Genomic DNA, 26,573 nt, shown 5'->3' on the forward strand with positions numbered 1-26,573 from the left:
CATTCAATCAATGTTTTACATTAAACCAAAAAAAACATGAAGACATGGCTTAAAAATTCAAGAAAATTAATGGCAGCCCTTGTGGCTGTAGCGGTTATGCTGGTGGCCGGATGGCAGTTTGGTATTGGCCGTACAGAAGCGCCCTTTTCCTCAACCGACGTGGCTTTGGAGAAGGCGATTGCGGGTTCTAATGAATATGGAGGCGTATGTTGCTCGTGGAATGACTCCTGTCCGCACCCAATTGGATTGAAATTTGCGGACTCCATTTGGGTTCCAAATGATGATACCTGTATTTAACTAACTTTTAATGGAGTAGGCTTCAAAGATGTCCTACTCCCTTTTAACTTGATTTTGATATCAATTCTCAAGAAATGATGCGCAATAAATTAACCCTTCTAGTTGGATTTTTCGCTTTAGGCTTTGCCTGTTCTCCCGCATCGGAGGAAAACGAAATCGAAGAAATCGTTGTTTTTGATGAAAAGGATCTTCCGGATCCGATAGCCTTGGTCGGGAAAAAGTACAATTTCCCCAACATAACAAACCCGAGAAATATTTTGTGTTTGGGAGATTTCCTGGTGGTAAGTGAAAGAAGCAATGGCGATCTTTTGCATATCCTTGACATACAATCCGAAAAATACATCCGCAGTACCGGGAAGAATGGCCTTGGTCCGGGAGAAGCAACCCTGGTATGGAAATTGGAACCCGCCTTTGAAAAAGAAAGCTTCTGGTGCTACGATTTGGAACAAACTTTTTTTTCAAAGTACTCCGTTAATGAAGGGACTTCCAAATTGGCAGAAAGCCAGTTGAGACTGGGAGAAATTTTCCATTATGTAGCTGATTTGACCTGGGCATCAGATACCAGCTTATTAGTTACGATGGTGGATGGTAACGATAAGTATTTTGAGGTGTCGCTGCAAGGGGATACATTGGCCGCCTACGGTACCTGGGACAGTATGATCGATCGCAAAGATGTTCCTGCCAATGTGATAAGTAGTATACATCAGGGAAGATTAAAAGCCTCTCCCGATAAACGTGAATTTATCGCTGCAGGATCCAGACGGGATTTTATCGATGTATTGGATAAGGCATCTGGAAAGATCCTTTCTATCAGAGGTCCTGTAGATGAAGTTCCCGAATTTGAGGTGGACTATAGTAGGGGCTATCCCATGGCAGCTATGAACATGAAAACACTCACAGTAAAGTATTCGGATAGTTTTGCCGGGAAAGAACGAATATACGGGCTTCACCTGGGTAAAAGCTTTCGAAACATCAGTGATCCAGATGAATTGAATCGGATTTTTGTTTTTGATTATCAGGGAAAAATTTTAAATCAGTATTCGCTAGATTACCCGCTAACCGGATTTACCGTGTATGAAGAGAAGGGAATCATCTATGGACTCACCGTAGATGCGGATCCCAATGTTGTTGCCTTTGCCCTGCCGGAGGCTTCGCTGCTCACAGAATAGGCAGGTAATAGGCTAGTTGATTTGATTTTAAAGCACTTACGATGATAAATCGACAGTACAGTATTATTCTGTTCATTATTTCTTTAACCGCTTGTGATACACCTGTCACTTACACACTTGATGGTGAGGAAGGCCTGCATATTTTGTTTCAAGATGTAGAAGTACATGCTTTTCCTTATAAAATTGATAAAATAGTTCCGTTGGAGACATCAGGAAATAATTTTTTGTCCGACAATCTAAAGGTGAAGTTCACTCCTGATTTTATTTTTGATCAAGAAATCAGAGATGCCGTTAAATTTAATACCAGTTGGTTTGACAGCAAATACAAAGTAGCCGTGTATATGAGTAAAGTCGGCCGTTCCATAACAAACCTGGACTGGCAACCTGCCATTTCAAACAACAAGGAGGTGGCCTTCCTTTTCTACATTTCAGAGAAAGACAGTTCCAAATTGATCCGCCAACTGAAAGAAAACAATTTTTCGCACCCTGTAATTCACGACCCGAATAAAGAGTTTTATAAAGCGAACGGTATCGGGGAGGTATCCTTTATTTCATTTTTGCTAAAAGATGATCGCAAAGTAGAAATGGGCAATCCCTCGTTCCCCAACTTTCAGGAGAGGCTTGATGAATTGACGAAAGAATAATTCTTGAAGTTATTCAGCGGTAAAATCCTGCCATTTTGACACCCTTTTGATTTTGGAACGGGTCTTGATTACCGTGGGTTAGTTAACGTACGAAATTGTTTTAATCAAAATCATATAAAGCCATGCAGGAAAAAGGTACCATTTCGATCCATACCGAAAATATTTTCCCCATAATCAAAAAGTTTCTCTATTCGGATAATGAAATTTTTCTAAGGGAATTGGTTTCCAACGCGGTGGATGCCAGCCAGAAAATCAAACGATTGGCCGCTTTGGGCGAGTACAAGGGAGAGCTGGGCGACCTGACCATTGATGTCAGTTTTGACAAAGACAAAAAGACCATCACCGTTTCGGATAAGGGTATCGGCATGACGGCTGAGGAAATCAAAAAATACATCAATCAGATCGCATTTTCCGGAGCTTCCGAATTTGTGGAGAAGTTCAAAGATGCCAAGGATGCGAATGAAATCATCGGTAAGTTTGGTTTGGGTTTTTACTCGGCTTTTATGGTGGCGGATACCGTAGAAATTCATTCCCTGTCCCGCGAGGAAGGCGCGGAGCCAGCCAAATGGGTCTGTGATGGCAGTACGGAATTCGAAATCAGCCCCGGCACCAAAACCGAACGGGGAACGGATGTGATCCTGCATGTGAATAGCGAGTCCGAGGAGTTTCTGGACAAATGGAAGCTGCAGGAAATCCTGGACAAATACGCCAAATTCCTTCCCGTGCCGATTCGGTTTGGAACGAAATCCGAAAGCGTAGAAGACGGCGTGGACGACAAGGGCGAGAAGAAGTGGAAATCGGTGGAGGTAGACAATATCATCAATACCACTCATCCCATCTGGACACAGGCGCCAAGCGACCTGACGGACGAGGATTACCTGAAGTTTTACAAGGAATTGTATCCCATGAGCGAGGATCCGCTTTTCTGGATTCACCTGAACGTGGATTATCCCTTCAACCTGACGGGCGTTTTGTATTTCCCTAAGGTCAAAAACGACTTTGACCTGCAGCGCAACAAGATTAAACTGTTTAGTCGGCAGGTCTTTATTACCGATGAGGTAAAGGATATCGTGCCGGAATTTTTAATGCTATTGCACGGGGTGATCGATTCTCCGGACATTCCGCTGAACGTTTCCCGAAGCTTTCTGCAGGCGGACAGCAACGTCAAGAAAATCAACAATTACATTACCAAGAAGGTAGCGGATAAGCTGGGCGAATTGTTCAAAAAAGACCGGAAGGTGTACGAAGAAAAGTGGAAGGACATCGGCCTTTTTGTGAAATACGGGATGATCTCGGAGGATAAATTTTACGAAAAAGGCAAGGATTTCGCCCTGCTCACCAATACAAACGGGGAGCATTTCACCCTGGACGAATACCAGGAGAAGGTCAAGCCCTATCAAACCGGCAAAGACGAAAAATTGGTGTACCTGTACGCCACTGACGCCGATAAACAGGATACCTTTATCCAGTCGGCCAATAAAAAGGAATACGACGTATTGTTAATGGATTCACCGATTGACAGCCATTTTATCCAGCACCTGGAGGGCAAGTTAGAAAATGCCAGCCTGAAGCGCGTGGACGCCGACGTGGTAGACAAGTTGATCGAAAAGGAAGGCGGATACGAAAACCTGTTGACCGAAGAGCAATCCAATAAGGTGAAAGAGATTTTTGAAAAAGCCATCGATAACAAGACCTATTCGGTGGAAGTCCAGGGTTCCAGTCCGGAGGAGTTGCCCGTCACCGTTACCATGGACGAGTTCATGCGTAGGATGAAGGACATGGCGAAAAACGGCGGAGGTATGGGGCTTTACGGTTCCTTCCCCGATAATTACAAGGTAGGGGTCAATGGCAATCATCCGGTGGTGGACAAAATCCTCAAATCGGAGGATGCCGCCGAACAAGAACGACTCGCCAAACAGGCCTTTGATCTGGCGCTACTTTCGCAGGGGCTGCTGACCGGTAAGGAGCTTACCGCCTTTGTGAAGCGAAGTGTGGAGTTGATCTGAACAAACAACTGGCAAAACCAAAAGGGAGAGCGAGACCGAAAACTTGCTTTCCCTTTTTTTGCTTACCGGTTGATCGTAGAAAGATTGGAGTTGCTGAATGGCGTCTTAATGCGGAACGGGCGCCATTTCAACGAGCTGAGAAAGTCGCGCCGTCATATTCCGACCGGAAATCCGTACGTACGTACCCAAATCTTACCCAGGGGGTGGGGGGATTTATTAGGTCATTATACTCAAAATCAACCTATTATAAATTCGAGCTGCTCGAAAAAATTCCCCATGCCGCCTAAAAAAGGGGGAATTGCTGAAATGGCATTGTAACGTGGCATTGGTGCCTTTGCGCCTGCCTGAGCAGATCCGGTGGTATCACCGTTCTCGTAGATCCGATCGTATCCAAATCCCCCTTGCCCTCCGCGGCGGCGGAGGGAATTAGTTCAAGTTGGGTTTTTCGGTTCTTTTATTTCCATGCGATTTGTTTCAGGAATTTAGGATTAGCCAGTGGGATTAACCTGTCTGGAAACCCGAACCCAACCCAATACCCTTTTCGACCGCCGTAAAAAAACAGCGATTGGCCGTAAAAGATAAGCTTTGTATATTTACCAGCAGCCAGTTTTCATCAACATAGGCTGCCTTCCGTGCCCATCAATTTCAAACACAACCAACCGATGCAACGAATCATCCTCCATGCTTTCTTTGTCGCTTTTTTACTCCTGCATACCAATGCCTGGGCACAAACTCCCGACGTAAAGACGCTCAAGGTCATGGCCTGGAACATCCTGCATGGGGGGAATGACCTGCCGGAGGGTCCGGATCGGGTGATCGATATCATCCGGGAAATCAACCCGGATGTGATTTTGATGGTGGAAACCTACGGTTCCGGACCGCATATAGCGGAGACTTTAGGCTATCGTTTTCACCTGATAGCCCCTGAGGGTACCGATCCGGATGACGACAGCGTCAATCTTTCGATCTACTCCAAATACCCCTTTGGAAAACGGATCGATACCGGGTACCCATTTTACCTGGGTGGACGGGAGGTACTGGTCGATGGGCGGAAAATAAACGTTTTTTCCAACTGGTTTTATTATTTACCCTGGGAGGATGCGCCGGAGGAGATGGGGAAATCCGCACAGGAACTGCTGGTTTGGGAAGCCGCCGGCAAACGTACCGAAATGATTCAAAACGTCTTGCCTTACCTCAGGAAATACGCTGCTGCCGCCGATTCCATTCCCATGATTTTGGGTGGCGACATGAATTCCCCCTCCCACCTGGACTGGAGCGAGGAAACCCAGGCGCGGCACAAGGGACTGATCGTACCCTGGTATGCGACAAAAGTATTGGCCGATATGGGTCTGAGGGATTCCTTCCGGGAAGTACATCCCAACCCAAACTGGCATCCGGGGATTACCTGGGATGTAAAGGGAAAGACGGATTCCCACCGCATCGATTACATTTTTTACAAGGGAAATTTAAAACCGTTGGCTTCTACATCTTACATGGCCTATTTTGGCGAAAACCTGCGAATCAATGGCAAGGAACTGCCGTATCCTTCGGATCATGGGTTGCTCGTCACTACCTTTGCGTTGGAATCATTCCCACAGGAAAGATCGCCTCAGTGATCAGCTAAACCAATCATGAACAGACGTAAATTTCTACATCAAACCGGGTTGGCAGCCCTGATGGCCGGAGTACCGGGTACCTGCCTTAGCTTTGTACCTTCGGCCGTATCTCCCCAAAAATTAACCTTTGGAATCGTTGCAGACGTGCACAAGGACTTAATGCCAGACGCCAACCAACGGCTCGAACAGTTTATTCAAAAGGCAGACGAGCGAAAGGCCGATTTCATCATTCAGCTGGGCGATTTCTGCATGGGGGAGCGCGGCAATAGAGCGTTTATGGGGATTTGGGAATCTTTTCGGAGACCGAAATACCACGTGTTGGGAAACCACGACATGGACAGGAACACAAAAAAGGAAATGCTGGATTTTTGGGGCATGCCCCAGGCCTACTATTCCTACGATTTTGGGGGCTACCATTTTATCGTACTGGATGCTAATTTCATTTTCCAGGATGGGAAGTATATCGATTACGAACGGGCGAATTTTTACATTTCGGACAGCGCCCGTACCTATATACATCCCGAGCAGATCGATTGGTTAAAAGCGGATTTGGCCGAAACCCGGCTACCTACCGTTGTATTTTCCCACCAAAGCTTGTGGAACTACACCTGGGGAATAAAAAACCGGTTGGAGATTCAAAAGATCATGGAGAGCCATAAGGAAAAGGTCATCTGTTGCTTCAACGGGCACGACCACATCGATTACCATCACCACCAAAATGGAATCGACTACCTGGAGATCAACAGCATGTCGTACCATTGGACGGCAGCTAGCTACCAAAGTCGGGATCGTTTTTCCAAAGCCGATTACAAACAGTACCCCTCCCTGCCCCAAATAGCCGGGTACCAGGCGCCCTTGTATGCGTTTGTGACGCTGGATCCGCAGGGCGTCTTGCAGGTAGAAGGAGTACGCAGCCAATGGATGGTTCCTTCCCCTTACAGTCTGGGCATGCCCAAGGGCTTTGCCGGTACCCTGGCAACCCCGGAGATTTCCGACTACCAACTATTTTTTAGTCAGTAGATCCCTGATAATCGGATGGTTACTACCCATTCGCTCTGTTTGCTGTGACATTCGCTGCTCGCATTTACACAGCGGCGCTCCCGCAAAAACTCCGGTTATGTATGCAACTAACTTGCTTGTTGGTTCCGCACCATTCCTTGCCATTTATCATAAATCCGGAAATAACCTGTTCGTTTTTGCCAAAAGTGATTATCTTTATTTGATTCAAGCGTTGTAAACTTCTCAAACCTTCTGCAAGGTCCATGCTCTCAAAAAAAACCAAATATGCGTTTCATGCCCTAACTTACCTGGGGAAAAACAAAGATCAGGGAGCCATATTGATTCAGGAGATTTCGGAAAAACACGGAATCTCCCACAAGTTTTTGGAAAATATCCTTCTTGAATTGAAGAAAGCCGGATTTTTAGGGAGCAAAAAAGGTAAGGGAGGCGGTTATTACCTGATCAAGGAACCGGACCAAATCCCTCTTTCCCGCATTATACGGCTGTTGGATGGCCCCATTGCCTTGCTGCCTTGCGTGAGTCTTAATTACTACGAACCCTGTGAAGAGTGTGAAAGCCAGGAGCGGTGTGGCCTCAACAAGGTGATGGCAGAAGTTCGGGACGAGACACTCAAAATACTGGAAATGAAGACCTTGCAGGATATTTTATCCAACGAATAATTTTTTTACCATTTACTCTATATAATTTGTAGGTTTTATGTACTTTTGTACCTGTGCGGCTGTGTAAGAAGCAGATAGATGCGCAAGGGAGAAGGATCCCTTCACTAAAAACCGAAACCCCATGATTAACGCAACCGAAATAGAAGAACTGAGCCGGCGGATCGAGAAGCTATCTCCCGGGGATGGACTGGCCTTGTTAACCGATCTGTTTCCCGGGGAAGTGGTATTTTCCACATCGCTGGGTCAGGAGGATCAGGTGATCACGGAAATTATCGCCAAACACAAGCTTCCAGTTAAAATCTTTACCCTGGATACGGGCAGGCTGTTTTACGAGACCTACGATCTACTCGAAAAAACGGTAGCGAAGTACGGGCTGACCATTCATCCCTACTATCCCGATACGGGTGCGGTTCAGGACCTGGTACAGGAAAACGGCATCAACGGCTTTTACCAATCCGTGGAAAAGCGGAAGGCCTGTTGTTATGTGCGGAAAGTAGAACCCCTCAGGCGGGCACTGAAAGGAAACCGTGTATGGGTAACCGGTCTACGGGCAGGGCAGAGTTCGAACAGACAAGGGATGCCTTTGCTTGAATGGGAGGAAGGAAACCAAATCCTCAAATACAATCCCTTATTGCGTTGGTCAATGGATCAAATGCTGGATTATATCAAGGAGCATAAAATTCCCTATAACCCCCTGCATGACAAAGGCTTCGTTAGCATTGGCTGCGCGCCCTGTACCCGGGCCATACTGCCGGGAGAGGATCCACGGGCGGGCCGCTGGTGGTGGGAAGCGTCCCACAAGGAGTGCGGCCTTCACGAGCCCGGGCAACTCACGAAAAATGCCTGATCGACAACACGCAAATTAAAAACTGAAAAAGTAGTACCATGCAAAGTTTCAGAACAGAAATCGAAAATCCCCTGGTGGAGAAAGATATTGTCGAATTGGCCAATAAAATTGAGCTTTTTCGAAATGGGAAAATAGATGAGGAAAAATTCAGAAGTCTTCGGCTGGCCCGGGGAGTTTACGGACAGCGACAAGAGGGCGTACAGATGATCCGCATCAAGCTACCCTACGGAAGGGTGCGGTCTTCCCAGCTAACCCGCATCTGTGATGTTTCCGAGAAATATTCCACCGGCAGGCTGCACATCACCACCCGGCAGGATATCCAGATTCATTACGTGAGCCTGGACCGAACCCCCGAACTTTGGGCCGAACTGGAAAAGGATGACGTCACCCTTCGGGAGGCCTGCGGCAATACCGTCCGGAACGTCACGGCTTCCGAAACCGCAGGAATTGACCCCCGCGAACCCTTCGATGTGACCCCCTATGCGGATGCCACTTTCCGGTACATGCTACGCAACCCCATTTCCCAGGAAATGGGCAGAAAATTCAAGATTAGCTTTTCCGCCAGCGAAGAAGACACCGCGCTTTCTTACCTGCATGACCTGGGCTTTATTGCCAAACTGAGAACCCATAAAGACGGTACCTCGGAACGTGGATTTAAGGTTCTCTTGGGCGGAGGACTGGGTTCTCAACCCCGACATGGAGATGTAGTGCATGAATTTCTGCCCACCGATCAGTTGATTCCCTTTATTGAGGGGGTCGTTCGTGTTTTTGACCGGCATGGGGAGCGGGCCAAGCGCATGAAGGCCCGCATGAAGTTTCTTATCAATGGCCTGGGTCTGGAGGAATTTTTACGATTGGTAGCGGAAGAGCGGATGGCCCTGCAGCACCAATCCTATCCGATCGACGTGAGCGAGTACGAGGCTTCCAAATCCTTGCCCAACCCGGCCATGCCAGCTTTTACCGTTCCTACCGACGAAAATTACAAACGATGGAAATTGACCAACGTATTGCCTCAAAAGCAGCCCGGATACGTGGCCGTGGGCGTGAAAGTACATTTGGGTGACTTCTACACCAAAGAGGCCCGGCAGCTGGCGAAGCTGATCAGGGAATACGCAAACGATGAATTGCGGTTTACCCTGCGGCAGAACTTTCTGATTCGTGACGTGAAAGAAGAATTGGTACCGTTTTTTTACCAGGAGCTGAAAAAATTGGGCTTGGCGGACTATGGATACAACTCCATCGGAGACATTACGTCTTGCCCCGGTACCGATACCTGTAACCTGGGGATTGCCAGTAGTACGGGCGCTGCCGATGTGATGGGAAAAGTGATTTTGGACGAATATCCCGAGTTTTTGCTCGACAAAAACCTCACCATTAAGATATCGGGCTGCATGAATGCCTGTGGGCAGCACAATATGGCTTCCATTGGTTTTCAGGGAATGTCCATGAAAGTAGGTAAGTCGGTGTTGCCGGCCTTGCAGGTGCTGTTGGGCGGAGCTACTTTTGGTGACGGCAAAGGCCGTTTTTCCGACAAAGTCATTAAAATCCCGAGCAAGCGTGGCCCGCAAGCCTTGCGCGTATTGTTGGACGATTACAAAGCACAAGCGGAAAACGGAGAAAACTATGCGCTCTACTACGAGCGTCAGGGACAGATGTATTTTTACGAACTACTCAAGCCTCTGGCAGGAACCGATGCTATTACGGAGTCGGATTTCATCGACTGGGGCAACGAGGAGCCTTATGTAAAAGCCATTGGGGTAGGGGAATGTGCCGGGGTGGTCATCGACCTGGTCTCCACCCTGCTGCTGGAGGCCCGCGAGAAGCTGGCCGATGCGGAGGATAGTCTGAAGGCAGAGAAATGGGCCGATGGAATCTACCAGGCCTATACATGCATGGTAAATGCGGCCAAGGCCATTTTGACGGCCGAAGGGGTAAATACCAATAGCTACGCCAGCATTGTTTCCGAATTTGAAGGTCACTTCATCGATTCCGGCAAGATTGACCTGGGGGGGTCTTTTTCCGATTTGGTCTACCAAATCAAACAGCATTCGCCTACCCCAGTTTTTGCCCGGGAGTATTACCAGACGGCAGAGCGGGTATACGAAGCGATCAGTGAATTTAGGTCTAAAGAAGTACATGCATGAGAAATGAGGTCAGACCGCGCGTAACCCTGGTGGGAGCAGGGCCGGGCGACCCGGAGTTGATCACCTTAAAAGGGGTGTTGGCACTGAACAAGGCCGATGTGGTCTTGTACGATGCCCTGATCGATCGGGCGCTGCTGCACCATGCGCCAGACAAGGCCCTGAAAATATTTGTGGGCAAGCGCCATGGAAGTCAGCAGAACCCTCAGGACGAGACCAACCGGCTATGTGTCATCTATGCCCAGAAATACGGGCACGTGGTGCGCCTGAAAGGAGGAGACCCTTTTGTGTTTGGCAGAGGGGCAGAGGAATTGGATTACATCCAGCAGTTTGGGATAGATACAGCGGTGGTTCCCGGTATTTCTTCCACAGTGGCCGTTCCGGCTTCGGTGGGCATTCCGGTGACCAAGCGAGGTATTTCGGAGAGCTACTGGGTAATTACGGGAACGACCTCCAGCGGCGCGCTTTCCGAGGACCTCAAACTGGCCTGTCGCTCCAAAGCCACCGTGGTGCTTTTAATGGGTACCAAAAAGCTAAAAGAAATTGTGCATACCTACGAAGCGCAGGGCCTGATGGACAAACCCATTGCCATCGTCGAACGGGGCACCACCCGGGAGGAAAAAGTGGTGGCAGGCACCATGGAAGATATTGTAGCGAAAGCCGGGGAGCAACAGATTGGGGCTCCTGCAATCATCGTTATCGGCGAGGTAGTCCGGGAAAGTCCCCGACTCCGGGCGGTTTATGAAGAGGTTATTTGCGAACACCAATTGATTTCCTGGTCCAATGAATGAACTGTATCCCATCTTTCTGAAAGTACATCAACTCGAAACCTTGCTGGTAGGTGCGGGATTTGTAGGGCTGGAAAAGCTCACTTTTTTGCTTAAGTCCAGCCCTCATGCTACCGTCACGGTAGTATCCGTGGAGATTTCCGACGAAATCCGAGAAATCGCGCGGGATAATCCCCGCATTCGGTTGGTACAAGATGCCTACCATCCGCGCTACCTGGAACAAAAACACCTGGTGATCGCTGCCACCAACTTTCCAGAAGTCAATAAAACTATCTACCGGGATGCCAAAGAAAGGTATTTGCTGGTCAACGTGGCGGATACACCGGAGTACTGCGATTTTTATCTGGGAGGCATCGTCACCAAGGGAAACGTGAAAATCGCTATCAGCACCAATGGCAAAAGCCCAACGACGGCAAAGCGCTTGCGGCAATTGCTGGAAGAGACGATTCCGGAAGACATCAACGAAATGGTGGAAAACATCAACAAGTACAGAGATACCCTGAAAGGGGATTTTGAATACAAGGTGGAAGCGCTAAATAAGTTGACAGAGGGACTGATAAAGAAGCATTAAAAAAACGACCAACACGAAAAAAGGGGCATTTAGCCCCTCTTTTTTTCTCACTTTTTAGGTTTTTAATATAGGTTTTTATCAATTTTAACTTTTCGTTTTCATTCAGCCGTAGGTTCTGCTGAAAAAACGCATCAAGACTCCAGTACATGTTTTTAATTGTTGGTCGAACACTAAATATAACTTGTTTTTCCGACTTTTTGTTTGTGTTGCTTATAAAACTTTGGTATTCATTGCATTAATATAATTTATCGATAAGGTAGATCTAATTCCCCCAGGCTTCACGCCAGGTGTAGCCTGTAACTTCACGGTCCTATCTTCCGGCAAGTTAACAGATAATAACCGTCAAAAAGGCCATTTGTAATGGCATTATTTGGTAAAGGTTGCACCACAGATTACTCAGATTAACACAGATAATAGGTCAATACGGGGTGAAGTAGCGCAATCAGCCTTGCTATTTCCGGAAACATAAAGAGACAAAACCTGCCAAAAAGCCATTTACTACCGCTCATCGTGTGCATTTTAAAGAACGATTTTCTTTACGGTTGGTCTTTGGTTTCCGGCATGGCAAAAGCCTTGTATAGGTAACCACTCGGATAGCAGGGATCTAGATGCAATCTACACCCGGAGACAGAAAGCCGGGAGGTAGCTCAATACTAGACCCAGAAAGGGTTTTTAGAATCACAATCCCCTCTGAACCAGATAAATACAAATAGTTAGGATGGGGTTAAAGCTCCTCCAGGTTTTCTAGATACCTTTCTGCTTGTTTCAGGATTTCATCTTTTTGCTTCATCTTCGAGAGGGTGTTGTACACGAAACCGATGCGGGGGTTGTTTTCCAGTTTTTCCCGGTTGCGCTCGTAAAAGGCCCAATACAAACTATTGAAGGGACAGGCCTTATCCCCCGTTTTTTTGCTTTTCGAATAATGGCAGTTTTCGCAATAGTTACTCATTTTGTCGATGTAATTGGCAGAGGAGACATAGGGCTTGGTGCCCACGATGCCTCCATCCGCAAACTGGCTCATGCCACGGGTATTGGTGATTTCCACCCATTCAATGGCATCTATGTAAATCCCCAGGTACCATTGGTCGACTTCATCCGGATCAATTCCAGCCAGCAGGGCAAAATTCCCGGTGACCATCAGCCGCTGAATGTGGTGGGCATAGGCCTGCTGCAGGGATTGCCCGATGGCCTGTTTCAGGCAATTCATTTTGGTCTTGCCATTCCAAAAAAATGCGGGAAGGCGGCGCTTGTGGTCAAAGAAGTTCATCAAGGCGTAGTCCGGCATTTTCGCCCAATAGATCCCCCGCATGAATTCCCGCCAACCCAGTATCTGACGGATAAAGCCTTCCACCTGAGCCAAGCCGTAGGTTTTCGGGTCCTTTTCCAGGCATTCTTGGGCGGCGCGGATCACTTCGAGTGGATGGAGCATTTTGCTATTCAGTGCGAAGCTGAGCCGGCTATGAAACAGGAAAGGTTCGGCGGTATGCATGGCATCCTGGTACCTGCCAAAATGGGGAAGAAGTTGATCAAGAAAATGGTCCAAAACGATCAGCGCTTCCTGCCGCGAGCAGGGCCAGGAAAAGAGGCAGGGATCTACCGTACCTATCGTTTGTACTCCGGCCTCCCCGATGGATTCTAACAGGGATCCCAGGTCCCGGTCAAACGATGGAAAGGACGGCACCGATACCTCTTCCCGGAAGGCGTTTCGGTTTTCCTTGTCGAAATTCCATGCTCCCCCTAGCGGCTTGTCCCCCTGCATCAGCACGCCAAACTTCTGCCGCATGGACCGGTAAAAGGATTCCATCAGGTAGGTTTTCTTACCAGAAAAGAATTCTTTTACGGCCATTCGGTCGGTCAAAAAGTGTTCGGTATCAAAACAATCTGTTTTGATAGGTAGCTGTTCACAGATCCGTTGAAGCTGTTTGTCGAGTCTGTACTCATCCGGAAGGAGGTACTCAAATCGGTCAAATTGCTCCCGGTCAATTAGATCGCCAATGTTTTTTTCCAGGCATTGCCTGTTTTCCGGGTCATCGATGCGCAGGTAGCGTACCCGGTGCCCTTTCTCGGTCAACTCCGCTGCAAAATTTCGCATGGACTGAAAAAAGGCCAGCACCTTTTGTACGTGATGCCGAACGTAATCCGTTTCCTGCCGCATTTCCAGCATCAGGTAGACCACTTCCTCCTTCGTTTCGGTAAACCAGGAATGGTGGGAGTACAACTGATCTCCCAGAATAAGTCGTAACGTTTTTGTCATGGCTGCTTCTGTGTTTTCATACAGTAAAGCAGCTTTTTACCTTCTTTGTTTTCAGATGGGTTGATTGAAAAATAGTCGCTCTCCTGCGGAATTCAGGAGCTGATGCGGTGGTCGGAATCCAACAGCTCAATGTACTCCCCAAAATAGTAATTGAACGTAATGATTAAATGGTTCAGATCCCCGGATTGCATCTCTTCCTGAATACGAAACGTATCCATGCCCAACGCTTCGCTTAAAGTCTCGGCGTATTCCAGCAGGTCCTGACCGATGATGCGAGCATCTTTTTGGTCCAGGTGGATCTGCATAATCGCTTTTGTTTTGGACGCCATCATTTTTTGTAATGTGTTAAAAGTTAACTAAATCTTCGGTTTTTCCGGATAGTCGGTGTTTGCCGACGCTTTATCAGACACAAGTCCGATCCGCTGTTTTGAACGATAAATTTTGTTTTACACAAATTCTTTTTTGTCTTTTATTTTTTGAAATATTATTTTATGTAATTAGAACACATTTAAATGAAATATTAAAAATATGTTCTATTCTTATAAATAATAGAATAAAATTTAAATTCCCAAATTACCGTAAAAAATAATTTACGGCGGGATTAATGGGAAAAAATCAGGTGTGATTTGGTAGAGAGAAAAACGAAGTTACTCCCCGGGATTTTGGAAAAAGTGCCGGGAATTGGAAAAAAAACAGGGGGCAAATTTTTTTGCCCCCTGTTTTGATTTATAAATCGAACCGTCGGTTGGTGTTTTAGTAAGTCCTCGAAGGTTTCCCGTTTCCGAATGAGGTGATCTTTGCCGTGTAAAAGCAACACCTCTGCCGGTCGGAACCGGGAATTGTAGTTGGAGGCCATGCTGTAGCCATAGGCCCCCGCGTTTTTGATGGCCAGTATATCGCCTTCTTTTACTTCCCGAAGCTTGCGGTCGGCGGCGATGGTGTCGGTTTCACAAATGTAGCCCACGATGGTATACACCCGCTCCGGTCCATCCAGCTTGCTGATGTTTACCACCCCGTGGTAGGCATCGTACATCATGGGGCGCAGCAGGTGGTTAAGGCCCGAGTCGACCCCCACAAAGGTCGTGGCTGGAGTGGGCTTGACCACGTTGGCTTTTACCAGCAGGTAGCCACATTCACTTACCAAAAACTTACCGGGTTCAAACCAAATTTCCAGCTTCTTGCCGTATTCGGTGCAAAATTTTTGAAAAGCGGCCGATACTTTTTTTCCCACATCCTGTATATCGGTGGTAATGTCTCCTTCCTTGTAGGCAACCTTGAACCCGCCACCAAAATCCAGAAACTCCAATTGCCCAAATTCCCGGGCAGCATCGAAGAGTATTTCTGCTCCTTTCAGAAACACTTCCGCATCCAAAATATCGGAGCCGGTGTGCACGTGAAGCCCTACCACCCGTAGTTCGTAAGCCTGCACGATTTTCAAGACATGTTTGAGTTGAAGAATGGAAATACCAAACTTACTATCGATATGTCCTACGGATATTTTTGCATTTCCACCGGCCAGGATGTGCGGATTCAGACGGATACACAGGGGAACGGAGGCCCCGTATTCGGTGCCAAAATGCTCCAACATGGGGATATTATCGATGTTGATCATCACTCCCAATTCCACCGCTTGTTTGATCTCCTCAAAATCCACGCAGTTTGGGGTGTACATGATTTCCCCGGCCGCAAAGCCGGCATGCAGGCACAGCTGTACTTCTTCTATGGAAACGGCATCGACCCCGGTGCCTGCCTGGCGCATCAGCTTCAGGATGGTAAGGTTGGACAATGCCTTGGTCGCATACTTAATTTTCAACGTTACTCCGGAAAAGGCTTGTTTGAGTGCTTCTACCTGCGCAAGGATCTTTTCTCCATCATAGACATAAACCGGCGTTCCGTATTTTTTGGCTACATCCAGTAGCGGGATCTCCTGAATGCAGTAACGTTGGTTGCTAATTTCCATAGGTGTTGATTTAGCTGGCAAAGATAGAGAATGAAAGCCAAACTTAAAACGAATTTTGCTCCAGCGACCCAAAGGGAATTCTGTTGCGGGAATGCATGTTTTACTAAAAGAAAGGTGGCCCTTCCTGCCCCCTGTTAAAAAAAGTTAAGGAAATGATTTCCTGATGGATATCGTTTAAATTTGTACCATGTCAAAAACCAGTATTAAAATCATTATCTTCCTGATGACGCTTGCCAGTCTGGGCTTGATTGGGTTTCAGTTTTACTGGGTGGGAAACGTGCTAAAGATCAACGAAGAGCGGTTTGAACAAAACGTGTTTCAAGCACTGGCATCCACTTCCGAGCGGTTGGAGAAAGGCGAGGCCAGTGATATTTTGCTGAGTTCCCTTGCGCGGGACACCTTGTTTCAAAAAGCCCTGCTGGAACCCATTGAACCCATTCAGGTACAGGTCAGGCACCGGCAGGTGGCAATAAATCGGCCCTCCATGGTGGATTCCCTTTTTGACCAAAGCATTCCCCAGATTTCCCCTACTTTTCGGAAATTAATTGCTTCGAAGGAAGGGGAGCCGAAGAGTTTCAGCCAAATCGAAAAATATTTTTACATGTCCCCGTCGGTGGCGTCTACGCTTTTTACTCCCGACGAACTGGCCATTCTATTGCAGGAAAAGGAACGGTTCCTGGATTTTTTGAGTCGGAAAGACAATTACATCAGCAAACGGCAATACGCCAGCAACCGGCAGGATTTTATCATCGAGGAATTCAACGTTTCCCGCAACGTGGCGAAGTCCATTGTACAAGCAAACATGAAAATTGAGTTGGTGGAGGTGGTCATCCATCAATTGTTGTTCTCAGGGCAATCAGGATATTCTCAACCGGATCGACACGGCCCAGGTCCGCAGAGAGGTGCGGGACCAGTTGGTCAACCGAAACATCCACCAGCCCTTTGAGTTGGGGATCATCGATGGAAACGACCGCATCGTGGGCGTCGGCTCCGTGTCAAATCTGGAGTTTTTAAAAGCACAAGGCATTCGGGCAGAACTCTTTCCCAGCGACCTGCTGGGCCTGGAAAACTTCCTGGTCATCCACTTTCCAACCAAGGAAAACTACCTCTTGCAGCAGGTCTTTTTGCCCTTATCCAGTTCCTTGCTCTTTATGGCGATCATAATCGTTTGTTTCGTTTACGCCATAAAGGTGATTATCCGGCAAAAGAAAATTTCCGAGGTCAAAAATGATTTCATCAATAATATGACCCACGAGTTTAAGACACCCATTTCTACGGTGAGTCTGGCCATCGAGGCCCTCCAGGATCCGGATTTGTTGGGACAAAAATCGCTCCGTTCCCGGTACCTGGGGATTATCAAGGATGAAAACACGCGGCTGGGTCAGCAGGTAGAGCAGGTTTTGCAGGCGGCTGCCCTGGACAAAAAAGACTTCAAACTGGAGGTAGAAAGCATCAACCTGGTAGATGCAGTTGAAGAAGCCAAAAAGCATTTTGAGTTACTGGTTGAAAAGCGGGGCGGGTCCATCGAAACGGACTACCAGGTCCAGACAGGTAGTCTGGAGGCCGATCCGTTTCACCTGAACAATGTACTCAACAACTTACTGGACAACGCCAACAAGTACTCGGGCGATAGGCCTTCCATTCGGGTGGCTGTCCGGGAGATGAACGATCGGTATATTCTGGCCATACAGGACGCCGGTATCGGCATGAGCAAAGAGGCGCAAAAACGAATATTTGACAAATTCTACCGGGTGCCTACGGGTAATATTCACGACGTGAAGGGCTTTGGACTGGGGCTTTCCTATGTGAAAACCATGGTGGAGGCCCATAAGGGAAGCATACAGGTGGAAAGTGAGCCGGGTCAGGGAAGTATATTCACCATTAATTTACCAAAAAGGCAATGAGCAAGGAACGAATTCTATTGGTAGAAGATGATCCCAATCTGGGCGATATTCTAAAGGAATACCTGGGGGTAAAAGGATACGAGGTCACCTTGTGTCGGGACGGGGAAGAAGGCTGGACCACCTATAAGAAAGATTATTTCCAACTGTGTATCCTGGATGTGATGATGCCGAAAAAGGATGGCTTTACCCTGGGTAAGGAAATCCGGAAGGTGGAAGAGCACCTTCCCATCATCTACCTCACGGCAAAAAATCTCAAAGACGATGTCATTCAGGGATTTCGGATCGGAGCAGACGACTACATTACCAAGCCATTCAGCATGGAGGAATTGCTATTGCGAATCGGCGCCATTCTGCGAAGAACCAAGGCCAGGGGAGAACGAACCGCACTGAAGACCTATTCCTTTGGCAGCTTTGTGCTGCATTACGACAAACAGCAATTGGAAGGTAAGGAAGGCATGCACAAATTGACCTCCAAAGAAAACGAACTCCTCCGCCTGTTGGCGGCATCGATGAATGAACCCGTGAGTCGCTCTTTTGCACTCAAACAAATCTGGGGAGACGACAGCTATTTCAATGCCCGTAGCATGGATGTGTACCTCAGCAAAATCCGCAAGCTGCTGAAAGGGGACAGCAGCGTTCAGATCGTTACCCTCCACGGAGAGGGTTTTAAATTGGTCGCCAACTGAGATCTTTTGTTCTTCCTTTGATAAATTCTTGGAATAGGGTTTAATTTGTGCTTCATTTAACCCCTTTCCCCATGGCCAAAGAAATCATCCAGTCTACGGAAGCACCGGCTCCCATCGGTCCCTACAGCCAGGCAGTTAAAAGCAACGGCTTGCTCTTTGTTTCCGGGCAGATTGCCCTCGACGCGGATACCGGAGAACTCATCAACGAAAACATCACCGAGGAAACGCATGCGGTCATGAGAAATCTGGAGGCCATCCTGCGTGCTGCCGGCTCCTCCTTTGACCGGGTGGTCAAATGCAGCATCTTTGTAAAAAACATGGATGATTTTGCCACCATCAACGAAGCCTACGGACAGTACTTTAAAAGCGCCCCTCCGGCCCGTGAAACGGTGGAAGTTAGCAGGCTTCCAAAAAACGTGCAGGTGGAAATCTCCTGCATTGCCGAGGTATAAACTTTATTCCGAATTGCTTGTTAGTTCATGGTGAGATTGGTGCCCACATACAGCGAAACATTTGTGTCTACCCTGGACAGCCAGCAGGTGATAAAGAAACTCGATCGCATCACCCGAAAAGTAAATTACCTGGACCGGCCGTTGCCCCTCGCAGAGGAAGCGGTGGTTTTTAATGGCAGCCTGGAAAAGGCCTGCTTTCGGATTTCGAAAAAAATCAACAAAGCCGATAGTTTCCTTCCTTTGATAAAAGGAGAGGTGTCCCCCCTGTCTAAAGGCTGCCTGATCTCGCTGGAATATTCGTTTTTTCCCAGCACCGCTTTCTTTCTTGGCTTTTGGGGCGTGATTAGCTTTGGGTTGACCGTGCTATTTTTGTCCGTTTTTCAGGACTGGAAGATGGCCTTGCTCAGTGTTTTGGCGGGATTGGCCAACTACGGTTTTGCTTTCTGGCATTTTCGGCGAAAGGTCCGCGAAAGCCAGGCACTTTTTCACGAGGCCATGGGATTGAATGCCGGCAAGAATGCCTCCCGATGATTCCTTCCGCGGGAAATTGCAGGAACTAAGCACGCGGGACCTATGGATTATGCCCGGCCTGTTGTAATTTAGCAGCTCAATTGTATTTAACGTAAACCAAGCCATTCAATGGAATACAGAATAGAAAAGGATACCATGGGACCCGTAGAGGTTCCGGCCGACAAGTATTGGGGTGCCCAAACCCAGCGCTCGGTAAATAATTTTAAGATCGGTGGAGCCCGGCAGCAAATGCCTTTGGAGATCGTTCATGCATTCGCCATCCTAAAAAAATCGGCTGCCCTAACGAATGCCGAATTGGGCGTGATGGATCCGGAAAAAGCGGACATCATCGCTACCGTCTGCGACGAAATCCTGGAGGGTAAACTGGACGACCAGTTTCCACTGGTGGTCTGGCAGACGGGGTCGGGTACCCAATCCAACATGAACGTAAACGAAGTGGTTGCTTACCGGGCACACGTCCTCTCCGGAGGTAGCCTTCAGGATGAAAAGAAGAAGATTCATCCCAACGATGACGTAAACAAGTCCCAGTCTTCCAACGATACCTTTCCCACTGCCATGCACATTGCTGCCTATAAGATGGTGGCAGAAACGACCCTGCCCGGGGTACAAAAACTACGGGATACGCTGAAAGCCAAATCCGAGGCCTTTATGAACGTGGTGAAAATCGGCCGCACCCATTTTATGGATGCCACCCCGCTTACGCTGGGACAGGAGTTTTCCGGCTACGTAGCACAACTGGACCATGCCATGCGGGCGATAAAAAACACCCTTCCTCACTTGTCTGAATTGGCCCTGGGCGGTACGGCCGTAGGAACCGGGCTGAATACTCCGAAGGGCTATGCGGAGTTGGTGGCGGCAAAAATCGCTCATTTCTCCGGAAATCCGTTTGTCACCGCTCCCAACAAATTTGAATCCCTGGCGGCACATGATGCCATCGTGGAAACTCACGGAGCCCTGAAGCAATTGGCGGTCAGCCTGATGAAAATTGCAAACGACATTCGCATGCTGTCGTCCGGACCCCGCTCGGGTATTGGCGAGTTATTGATCCCCGAAAACGAACCGGGTTCCTCCATCATGCCCGGGAAGGTCAATCCTACCCAGGCAGAGGCCATGACCATGGTTTGTGCCCAGGTCATCGGCAACGATACGGCCGTGTCTGTGGGAGGAGCCAATGGGCACTTTGAACTGAACGTGTTCAAACCCATGATGGTCAATAACCTGCTGATGTCCGCCCGGCTGTTGGGAGATGCTTGTGTGTCTTTCAACGATAATTGCGCCATCGGTATCGAGCCCAACAGACCTTTTATTCAGCGTCACCTGGAGAATAGCCTGATGTTGGTCACCGCGTTAAATACGCATATTGGCTACGAAAATGCGGCGAAAATTGCCAAAAAGGCACACAAGGAAGGTACCAGCCTTCGCGAGGCCGCCATTGCTCTGGAGCTGCTGAGCAGCGAGCAATTTGACGAATGGGTCAAACCGGAAGACATGACCGGAAGCCTGAAGTAAAGTCCTCCGCCCTTAGAAAAAGCCCCTTTGGAAGCGCAGGCCAAAGGGGCTTTTTTTCGTTTATTCCACCGCTTCTTTTTCCGTTTCGTAGGCTTGGGTAGGAATGCAGCTGCACATCAGGTTTCGGTCACCGTAGGCAGCGTCGATTCGGCCCACGGTGGGCCAGAACTTATTTTCCTTGACAAAAGGCAAGGGGTAGGCTGCCCGTTCGCGGGAATAAGCGAATTCCCAGGTATCACTCAAAAGAACCCCGGCCGTATGGGGGGCGTTTTTCAGCAAGTTTGAGCTGGGGTCGACCTTTCCTTCCTCAATTTCCCGAATTTCCTGGCGGATAGCGATCATCGCATCGCAGAAGCGGTCCAATTCCGCTTTGGATTCCGATTCCGTGGGTTCTACCATCAGCGTACCGGCTACAGGGAAAGAGACGGTGGGTGCGTGAAACCCGTAGTCCATCAGGCGTTTGGCGATGTCCTCTACCTCTACCCCAGATTCCTTGAAGGCCCGGCAATCCAAAATCATCTCGTGGGCCGCTCGGCCCTTGCTCCCGGTATAGAGAATGGGGTAATCGGCCTCTAACCGCTTTTTGATGTAATTGGTATTCAAAATGGCCATTTTGGTAGCGTGGGCCAGCCCTTTTTCTCCCATCATGGCAATGTAGGCGTAAGAAATGGGCAAGATGCTGGCACTTCCAAACGGGGCTGCAGAAATCGGGCTGATGGCCGTTGTTCCACCGGTGCGGACAAAGGGATTGCCCGGCAGAAAAGGGGCCAGGTGCTTGGCTACACAAATGGGTCCCATACCCGGGCCCCCGCCGCCGTGGGGGATACAAAAGGTTTTGTGCAGGTTCAAGTGGCAAACATCAGCACCGATCATTCCCGGACTGGTCAGCCCCACCTGGGCGTTCATATTGGCACCGTCCATGTAGACTTGCCCACCGTACTCGTGCACCAGGGCACATATTTCCTGTATGGCTTCCTCGAATACGCCATGCGTGGAGGGATAGGTAACCATCAAAGCAGCCAGGCGGTCTTTGTGTTCGCTGGCCTTTTCCTTAAAGGCTTCCACATCGATATTGCCCCGTTCGTCGCAAGGCACCAACACCACCTGCATGCCCGCCATTACCGCCGATGCGGGGTTGGTTCCGTGTGCAGAGGTAGGAATCAGTACGATGTTTCGGAAGTCCTCCCCCGACTCATGTGGTAGGCCCGGATGACCATCAATCCCGCGTATTCTCCCTGAGCTCCCGAATTTGGCTGCAGACTGGTGTCTGCAAATCCGGTGATTTCGCTCAACCAGTTTCTCAACTCCTGAAACATTTCGTAGTAGCCTGCCGCCTGATCCTGAGGGGCAAAAGGGTGCAATTGACCGATTTCCGGCCAGGTCACCGGGATCATCTCTGCGGTGGCATTTAACTTCATCGTGCAGGAGCCCAGCGAAATCATGGAATGCACCAGGGAAAGGTCTTTGTTTTCCAGGCGCTTCATGTACCGCAGCATCTCGTGTTCGGAGTGGTACCGGTGGAATACCTCGTGGTCCAGGTAGGAACTGGTTCGTTCCAGCCCTGCCGGAATGATGCCGTCTACCTGATCCGGCACTGCCGGCGTTTCTACCTGAAGCAGGTTGGTAGATTTGGCAAACACTTCGTATATCTCTGCCACGTCTGCCCGGTTTTTTACCTGATCAAAACTCAGCAGGATGTACTCCTTTTCGTACCGGAAGTTCAGTCGTTTCGACAGCGCAAAGGCCCTGATCTTTTCCTTCTGCACCTCATCCACGCGAATGCGAATGGTATCAAAAAAGACGGCATTCACCTGTTCATAGCCCAATTGCGACAGCCAATCCGCCGTCATGACTGCGAGCCCATGCGTTCGGGAGGCAATGGCCTTCAACCCCTTGGGTCCGTGGTACACCGCGTACATACCGGCCATCACCGCCAGCAACACCTGCGCCGTGCAAATATTAGAGGTAGCTTTCTCCCGTTTGATGTGTTGCTCCCGGGTTTGAAGTGCCATGCGGTAGGCGTTCTTACCCGATTTATCCACGGATACGCCGATGATTCGTCCGGGAATCTGTCTTTTGAACGCTTCTTTGGTGGCAAAAAAGGCGGCATGCGGGCCTCCAAAACCCATGGGCACACCAAATCGCTGGCTGCTACCGATTACCACATCTGCCCCCATTTCTCCGGGAGGCTTGAGCAGCGTTAGGCTTAACAGGTCCGTACTGAAGGCAGTAAAGACGCTGTTTTCCCGGGCAGACTCTGCCAGACGGCTGTAATCAATAACTTCGCCGTCTGCATTCGGGTACTGGAGCAGCAGGCCAAATAGGTCGGGATCCGTTAGGTCCAGTTCCTGAAGGGACCCAAATACCAGGTCGATACCCACCGGGAGGGCACGGGTTTTCAGAAGTTCTTTCGTTTGCTCAAATACTTTTTCGTCCACAAAAAACCGATTCGCCTGCTTCTTGGTCCGGGGCCTGCTGGCATGCAGCATGGTCATGGCTTCTCCGGCAGCGGTACCTTCGTCCAGCAGGGAGGCATTGGCCAATTCCATGCCGGTGAGTTCGGCCACCATGGTTTGAAAGTTGATCAGCGCTTCCAATCGCCCCTGGGCAATTTCGGCTTGATAGGGTGTATAAGCGGTGTACCAGCCCGGGTTTTCCAGGATGTTACGCTGGATTACCCCCGGTACCAGGGTGTCGTAATAGCCCAACCCTATGTACGATTTATACAATTGGTTTTTGCTGGCTGTCTTTTTGAAACTCTTTAAAAATGCTGTTTCCGATAGCGCCTTGGGGAGTTGTAGTGGTTTTTTGAGGCGGATGCTCCGGGGAATCGTTTCGTCAATCAAGGTGTCCAGGGAGGAGACCCCGATGGCATCCAGCATGGATTGGATGTCGTTTTCCGAAGGAGCAATGTGCCTGTTTTTAAATTTTTCCGAAGAAGCAAGGTTGATTTTCATATATCCGATAAAATATCATTATTTTTGGCCGAGTCAATTGTTCCTGAATCGAACCGCAAAGGTAGAAATAATAGCCGATTTAGGTATTGATTATGCCCTTAATTATCTTCTTATTAACCAGTTGAGACGGAATTAGGTTTTCAAAAGACCATCCTTACCAATCATTAATCCTTCATCATGAAAAATTTACCGATGATTGCCGCAGCCATGTTGTTGGCCGTTTTTTCTTTTCCGGCATTGGGTCAGCAAGACCTTTCCCTGCGCTACGCCGGCACCATTCAAGCCGGGGATTTGGATAAGCACCTCACTTACCTGGCCTCCGATGAGCTGGAGGGCCGGGATACCGGAGAAAAAGGGCAGAAGCTCGCGGCAGCCTACCTCGTTGATTTCTATCAGAAGCAGGGTTTGACAGGACCAGTGGGCGGCAATTACCTGCAGGCATTTGAACTTTCCAGCGTCCGCTGGGAAGATTTGGAATTGCAGGTGGGTAATCAGGATCTGGTACTGAACGAAGATTTTGTCTTTATTGGAGATGCGGATACCCAAAAGCGCATCCGTACCGAACTGGTATTTCTGGGTTTGTCTTCGGACGAAAACCTGGCAAAAGTGGACGTGGAAGGAAAGTTGGTAGGCATGTGGGCCATCGGTGCACGATCCGCCGACGTTGTCGGCAAGGTGATGGAAGCCGGCGCGGAAGGGGTGATATTGGTCACCATGGAGGGACAGGCCAACTTCGACCGGGTGGCCAACCGGTACAAGAGCCTTTCCGGACGAGGTAGGCTGGGTTTTGACCGGCCCACCGAGCACCGGCCGGTTTTTATGGTCAGCTCAGAGACCATGGGAAAATTATTTGAAACCCCCGTGGAGCAACTCAAGGAAGCCGCAAAAAACAATCCGGAATCCATCCCTTCCCAAAAAGCACGCTACCGCGTTCGAAAGGATAAGATCATGGTAGGTACGGAAAACGTATTGGCCTACCTGGAGGGAACCGATAAAAAAGAGGAAGTGCTGGTAATTTCTTCTCACTACGACCACGTGGGCGTCAATAGTCAGGGGGAAATCAATAACGGGGCGGATGACGATGGCTCGGGTACCGTATCCGTGATGGAAATCGCCGAAGCCTTCGCAAGCGCCGCAAAGGACGGGTACCGACCCCGTAGAAGCATCCTGTTTCTCAACGTTACCGGGGAAGAAAAAGGCCTGCTGGGCTCGGAATACTACGCCGAAAACCCCGTGTTTCCCCTGGAAAATACGGTAAATAACCTAAACATCGATATGGTGGGCAGGATCGATTACGAGTACCAGAATGCCGAAAACCAGGAGTACGTCTACGTGATCGGTTCCGAAATGCTGTCCTCCCAACTCAAGATCATCAATGAGTACAACAACATCACCTACACCAACCTGATTCTGGATTACCGGTACGATGCAGAGGACGATCCAAACCGGTTTTATTACCGCTCCGATCATTACAATTTTGCGAAGCACAACATTCCCGTAATCTTCTTTTTCAACGGCGTGCACGACGATTACCATCAACCCAGCGATACGGTAGATAAAATTGAATTTGACCTGATGGAAAAACGTGCCCGGCTGATTTTTCATACGGCCTGGGATCTCGCCAACAGGGAACACCGTACTCCGGTAGATGGAACGAATACCCGCCTGGATCGGTAACCATTCGCATCTGTCAAAACTATATAATAAGCCGCCGGGTTCGATCCGGCGGTTTTTTTGGTTTTACCCGGCCTTCTTGCGGTTCGTACTTTTTGACTTTTTCTTTATTTTTCTAAAAATAGCCCTTATATTAAAGGAGCGCTAAACGACCAAAAAATGAACCGATACAAGATCACAACCTACTGTCTACTTAGTTTTTTTGCCCTGCTGTTGTTTTTTCAGGCCCCGGCCCAACAGCTGCCCTCCAAAGCCATGCAAATCAAAACCGCCGTCCTGGCCGCTCCCGAAGACCTGCGCGAGGGAGCCATGGTCTATGGCTACGATGCCCGCGGCACCTGGACCGTCCTGCGCGAAGGCAGCAATGATATGGTTTGCATTGCCGACGATCCCAATACCGAGGGATTCAGCGTGGCCTGCTACCACAAGCAGTTGGAGCCCTTTATGGAACGAGGCAGGGAATTGAGGAAAGAAGGGAAGAATTTTAAGGAAATCTTCGACACCCGGGAGGCGGAAGCCAAGGCCGGCACCTTGCAGATGCCCAAAGATGGGGCCACACTGTATTCCCTTTCGGCAGCCGCCGAGGATTACGACGGCATGAATGGGGAAGTGAAAAACACCTACCTGCGCTACGTGGTTTACATTCCCTGGGCGACACAGGAAAGTACGGGTCTGGCATTGAAGCCAGAGGCGCCCGGTATGCCCTGGATCATGGATCCCGGTACCCACCGTGCCCATATCATGATCAACCCACCGAAGGAGTAGGGGTGAGAGCTATTTCGATGTTTCCATCCTCGCTACCGGTAAGGTGTATGTAATTTTTGATACGTGTAGAAATTCAGGTTCAATTTTGAAAGGATAGGATTGCTTGGCTTTCTTTTTGGAATC

Annotated in this window: 22 protein-coding genes and 1 pseudogene; 19 read left to right on the plus strand and 4 right to left on the minus strand. The window is 48.9% G+C overall.

Features of this window, described 5'->3' with window-relative positions; genetic code table 11:
- Window positions 1-36: 36 nt before the first annotated feature.
- From ABWH99_RS04915 to ABWH99_RS04965, 11 genes are all read left to right on the plus strand, one after another.
- Window positions 37-297, plus strand: coding sequence for a hypothetical protein (locus tag ABWH99_RS04915; RefSeq protein WP_375585187.1), 261 nt, complete (start codon window positions 37-39; stop codon window positions 295-297).
- 74 nt (window positions 298-371) lie between these two features.
- Window positions 372-1,466, plus strand: a complete 1,095-nt coding sequence (locus ABWH99_RS04920) for a BF3164 family lipoprotein (RefSeq protein WP_375585188.1) — start codon at window positions 372-374, stop codon at window positions 1,464-1,466.
- Window positions 1,467-1,507: 41 nt separating this feature from the next.
- Entirely contained in the window at window positions 1,508-2,110 is a 603-nt protein-coding gene (locus ABWH99_RS04925) for a hypothetical protein (RefSeq protein WP_375585189.1), read from the plus strand.
- A 122-nt stretch (window positions 2,111-2,232) separates the two neighbouring features.
- Window positions 2,233-4,116 carry a molecular chaperone HtpG gene (gene htpG / locus ABWH99_RS04930; RefSeq protein ID WP_375585190.1) on the plus strand — a complete coding sequence of 628 codons (1,884 nt, stop codon included), beginning with the start codon at window positions 2,233-2,235 and terminating at the stop codon, window positions 4,114-4,116.
- Between the two features lie 662 nt (window positions 4,117-4,778).
- Window positions 4,779-5,732, plus strand: a complete 954-nt coding sequence (locus tag ABWH99_RS04935; protein WP_375585191.1) for an endonuclease/exonuclease/phosphatase family protein — start codon at window positions 4,779-4,781, stop codon at window positions 5,730-5,732.
- Between the two features lie 15 nt (window positions 5,733-5,747).
- Window positions 5,748-6,752: a metallophosphoesterase family protein gene (locus ABWH99_RS04940; RefSeq protein ID WP_375585192.1), complete on the plus strand. Its 1,005-nt coding sequence runs from the start codon at window positions 5,748-5,750 to the stop codon at window positions 6,750-6,752.
- A gap of 242 nt (window positions 6,753-6,994) precedes the next feature.
- A complete protein-coding gene (locus ABWH99_RS04945) occupies window positions 6,995-7,411 on the plus strand; it encodes an RrF2 family transcriptional regulator (RefSeq protein WP_375585193.1) in 417 nt (138 codons plus the stop codon).
- Between the two features lie 121 nt (window positions 7,412-7,532).
- Window positions 7,533-8,258 (plus strand): phosphoadenylyl-sulfate reductase, encoded by a 726-nt coding sequence (locus ABWH99_RS04950; RefSeq protein WP_375585194.1) that lies wholly within the window; start codon window positions 7,533-7,535, stop codon window positions 8,256-8,258.
- 38 nt (window positions 8,259-8,296) lie between these two features.
- Entirely contained in the window at window positions 8,297-10,402 is a 2,106-nt protein-coding gene (locus tag ABWH99_RS04955; protein WP_375585195.1) for a HEPN domain-containing protein, read from the plus strand.
- Window positions 10,399-11,190, plus strand: coding sequence for a uroporphyrinogen-III C-methyltransferase (cobA, locus tag ABWH99_RS04960; protein WP_375585196.1), 792 nt, complete (start codon window positions 10,399-10,401; stop codon window positions 11,188-11,190). The genes ABWH99_RS04955 and cobA overlap by 4 nt, the downstream gene beginning before the upstream one ends.
- On the plus strand, window positions 11,183-11,758 hold the full coding sequence (locus tag ABWH99_RS04965; protein WP_375585197.1) for a bifunctional precorrin-2 dehydrogenase/sirohydrochlorin ferrochelatase: 576 nt from the start codon (window positions 11,183-11,185) through the stop codon (window positions 11,756-11,758). Before cobA ends, ABWH99_RS04965 begins: the two co-directional genes overlap by 8 nt.
- Before the next feature lie 724 nt (window positions 11,759-12,482).
- Here the strand turns inward: ABWH99_RS04965 and ABWH99_RS04970 are convergent.
- The 3 genes from ABWH99_RS04970 to lysA form a co-directional block, all read right to left on the minus strand.
- The gene (locus ABWH99_RS04970; protein ID WP_375585198.1) at window positions 12,483-14,012 is read right to left on the minus strand and encodes a cryptochrome/photolyase family protein; all 1,530 of its coding nucleotides are present in this window, start codon (window positions 14,010-14,012) and stop codon (window positions 12,483-12,485) included.
- A gap of 92 nt (window positions 14,013-14,104) precedes the next feature.
- Window positions 14,105-14,317: a hypothetical protein gene (locus ABWH99_RS04975; RefSeq protein WP_241684821.1), complete on the minus strand. Its 213-nt coding sequence runs from the start codon at window positions 14,315-14,317 to the stop codon at window positions 14,105-14,107.
- A gap of 296 nt (window positions 14,318-14,613) precedes the next feature.
- Window positions 14,614-15,972 (minus strand): diaminopimelate decarboxylase, encoded by a 1,359-nt coding sequence (gene lysA, locus ABWH99_RS04980; RefSeq protein WP_375585199.1) that lies wholly within the window; start codon window positions 15,970-15,972, stop codon window positions 14,614-14,616.
- A gap of 187 nt (window positions 15,973-16,159) precedes the next feature.
- On the opposite strand from lysA, the gene ABWH99_RS04985 reads away from it, so the two are divergent.
- From ABWH99_RS04985 to fumC, 6 genes are all read left to right on the plus strand, one after another.
- Window positions 16,160-16,918 (plus strand): hypothetical protein, encoded by a 759-nt coding sequence (locus tag ABWH99_RS04985; protein ID WP_375585200.1) that lies wholly within the window; start codon window positions 16,160-16,162, stop codon window positions 16,916-16,918.
- A gap of 298 nt (window positions 16,919-17,216) precedes the next feature.
- A complete protein-coding gene (locus tag ABWH99_RS04990; RefSeq protein ID WP_375586543.1) occupies window positions 17,217-17,876 on the plus strand; it encodes a sensor histidine kinase in 660 nt (219 codons plus the stop codon).
- On the plus strand, window positions 17,873-18,562 hold the full coding sequence (locus tag ABWH99_RS04995) for a response regulator transcription factor (RefSeq protein ID WP_375585201.1): 690 nt from the start codon (window positions 17,873-17,875) through the stop codon (window positions 18,560-18,562). The genes ABWH99_RS04990 and ABWH99_RS04995 overlap by 4 nt, the downstream gene beginning before the upstream one ends.
- 71 nt (window positions 18,563-18,633) lie before the next feature.
- On the plus strand, window positions 18,634-19,014 hold the full coding sequence (locus ABWH99_RS05000) for a RidA family protein (RefSeq protein ID WP_375585202.1): 381 nt from the start codon (window positions 18,634-18,636) through the stop codon (window positions 19,012-19,014).
- 27 nt (window positions 19,015-19,041) lie between these two features.
- Complete coding sequence (locus ABWH99_RS05005) at window positions 19,042-19,545, plus strand: hypothetical protein (protein WP_375585203.1); 504 nt, start codon at window positions 19,042-19,044, stop codon at window positions 19,543-19,545.
- A 108-nt stretch (window positions 19,546-19,653) separates the two neighbouring features.
- Window positions 19,654-21,054: a class II fumarate hydratase gene (fumC, locus tag ABWH99_RS05010; RefSeq protein WP_375585204.1), complete on the plus strand. Its 1,401-nt coding sequence runs from the start codon at window positions 19,654-19,656 to the stop codon at window positions 21,052-21,054.
- 60 nt (window positions 21,055-21,114) lie between these two features.
- On the opposite strand, the pseudogene gcvP reads toward fumC, so the two are convergent.
- Window positions 21,115-24,011 (minus strand): annotated as a pseudogene (gene gcvP / locus ABWH99_RS05015) (aminomethyl-transferring glycine dehydrogenase).
- A 177-nt stretch (window positions 24,012-24,188) separates the two neighbouring features.
- On the opposite strand from gcvP, the gene ABWH99_RS05020 reads away from it, so the two are divergent.
- Both ABWH99_RS05020 and ABWH99_RS05025 read left to right on the plus strand, forming a co-directional pair.
- Window positions 24,189-25,688, plus strand: a complete 1,500-nt coding sequence (locus ABWH99_RS05020; RefSeq protein ID WP_375585205.1) for a M28 family peptidase — start codon at window positions 24,189-24,191, stop codon at window positions 25,686-25,688.
- A 156-nt stretch (window positions 25,689-25,844) separates the two neighbouring features.
- Window positions 25,845-26,450: a hypothetical protein gene (locus ABWH99_RS05025; protein ID WP_375585206.1), complete on the plus strand. Its 606-nt coding sequence runs from the start codon at window positions 25,845-25,847 to the stop codon at window positions 26,448-26,450.
- The last annotated feature ends 123 nt before the right edge of the window (window positions 26,451-26,573 follow it).

The sequence above is a fragment of the Cyclobacterium xiamenense genome, from assembly GCF_042140265.1.
Classification (GTDB): Bacteria; Bacteroidota; Bacteroidia; order Cytophagales; family Cyclobacteriaceae; genus Cyclobacterium; species Cyclobacterium xiamenense_A.

What these genes read in the sequence shown, in the direction of transcription:
- ABWH99_RS04915 (WP_375585187.1), top strand. Translation starts at nt 37, where the DNA reads ATGAAGACATGGCTTAAAAATTCAAGAAAATTAATGGCAGCCCTTGTG.
- ABWH99_RS04920 (WP_375585188.1), top strand. Translation starts at nt 372, where the DNA reads ATGATGCGCAATAAATTAACCCTTCTAGTTGGATTTTTCGCTTTAGGC.
- ABWH99_RS04925 (WP_375585189.1), top strand. Translation starts at nt 1,508, where the DNA reads ATGATAAATCGACAGTACAGTATTATTCTGTTCATTATTTCTTTAACC.
- htpG (WP_375585190.1), top strand. Translation starts at nt 2,233, where the DNA reads ATGCAGGAAAAAGGTACCATTTCGATCCATACCGAAAATATTTTCCCC.
- ABWH99_RS04935 (WP_375585191.1), top strand. Translation starts at nt 4,779, where the DNA reads ATGCAACGAATCATCCTCCATGCTTTCTTTGTCGCTTTTTTACTCCTG.
- ABWH99_RS04940 (WP_375585192.1), top strand. Translation starts at nt 5,748, where the DNA reads ATGAACAGACGTAAATTTCTACATCAAACCGGGTTGGCAGCCCTGATG.
- ABWH99_RS04945 (WP_375585193.1), top strand. Translation starts at nt 6,995, where the DNA reads ATGCTCTCAAAAAAAACCAAATATGCGTTTCATGCCCTAACTTACCTG.
- ABWH99_RS04950 (WP_375585194.1), top strand. Translation starts at nt 7,533, where the DNA reads ATGATTAACGCAACCGAAATAGAAGAACTGAGCCGGCGGATCGAGAAG.
- ABWH99_RS04955 (WP_375585195.1), top strand. Translation starts at nt 8,297, where the DNA reads ATGCAAAGTTTCAGAACAGAAATCGAAAATCCCCTGGTGGAGAAAGAT.
- cobA (WP_375585196.1), top strand. Translation starts at nt 10,399, where the DNA reads ATGAGAAATGAGGTCAGACCGCGCGTAACCCTGGTGGGAGCAGGGCCG.
- ABWH99_RS04965 (WP_375585197.1), top strand. Translation starts at nt 11,183, where the DNA reads ATGAATGAACTGTATCCCATCTTTCTGAAAGTACATCAACTCGAAACC.
- ABWH99_RS04970 (WP_375585198.1), bottom strand. Translation starts at nt 14,012, where the DNA reads ATGACAAAAACGTTACGACTTATTCTGGGAGATCAGTTGTACTCCCAC.
- ABWH99_RS04975 (WP_241684821.1), bottom strand. Translation starts at nt 14,317, where the DNA reads ATGCAGATCCACCTGGACCAAAAAGATGCTCGCATCATCGGTCAGGAC.
- lysA (WP_375585199.1), bottom strand. Translation starts at nt 15,972, where the DNA reads ATGGAAATTAGCAACCAACGTTACTGCATTCAGGAGATCCCGCTACTG.
- ABWH99_RS04985 (WP_375585200.1), top strand. Translation starts at nt 16,160, where the DNA reads ATGTCAAAAACCAGTATTAAAATCATTATCTTCCTGATGACGCTTGCC.
- ABWH99_RS04990 (WP_375586543.1), top strand. Translation starts at nt 17,217, where the DNA reads ATGACCCACGAGTTTAAGACACCCATTTCTACGGTGAGTCTGGCCATC.
- ABWH99_RS04995 (WP_375585201.1), top strand. Translation starts at nt 17,873, where the DNA reads ATGAGCAAGGAACGAATTCTATTGGTAGAAGATGATCCCAATCTGGGC.
- ABWH99_RS05000 (WP_375585202.1), top strand. Translation starts at nt 18,634, where the DNA reads ATGGCCAAAGAAATCATCCAGTCTACGGAAGCACCGGCTCCCATCGGT.
- ABWH99_RS05005 (WP_375585203.1), top strand. Translation starts at nt 19,042, where the DNA reads ATGGTGAGATTGGTGCCCACATACAGCGAAACATTTGTGTCTACCCTG.
- fumC (WP_375585204.1), top strand. Translation starts at nt 19,654, where the DNA reads ATGGAATACAGAATAGAAAAGGATACCATGGGACCCGTAGAGGTTCCG.
- ABWH99_RS05020 (WP_375585205.1), top strand. Translation starts at nt 24,189, where the DNA reads ATGAAAAATTTACCGATGATTGCCGCAGCCATGTTGTTGGCCGTTTTT.
- ABWH99_RS05025 (WP_375585206.1), top strand. Translation starts at nt 25,845, where the DNA reads ATGAACCGATACAAGATCACAACCTACTGTCTACTTAGTTTTTTTGCC.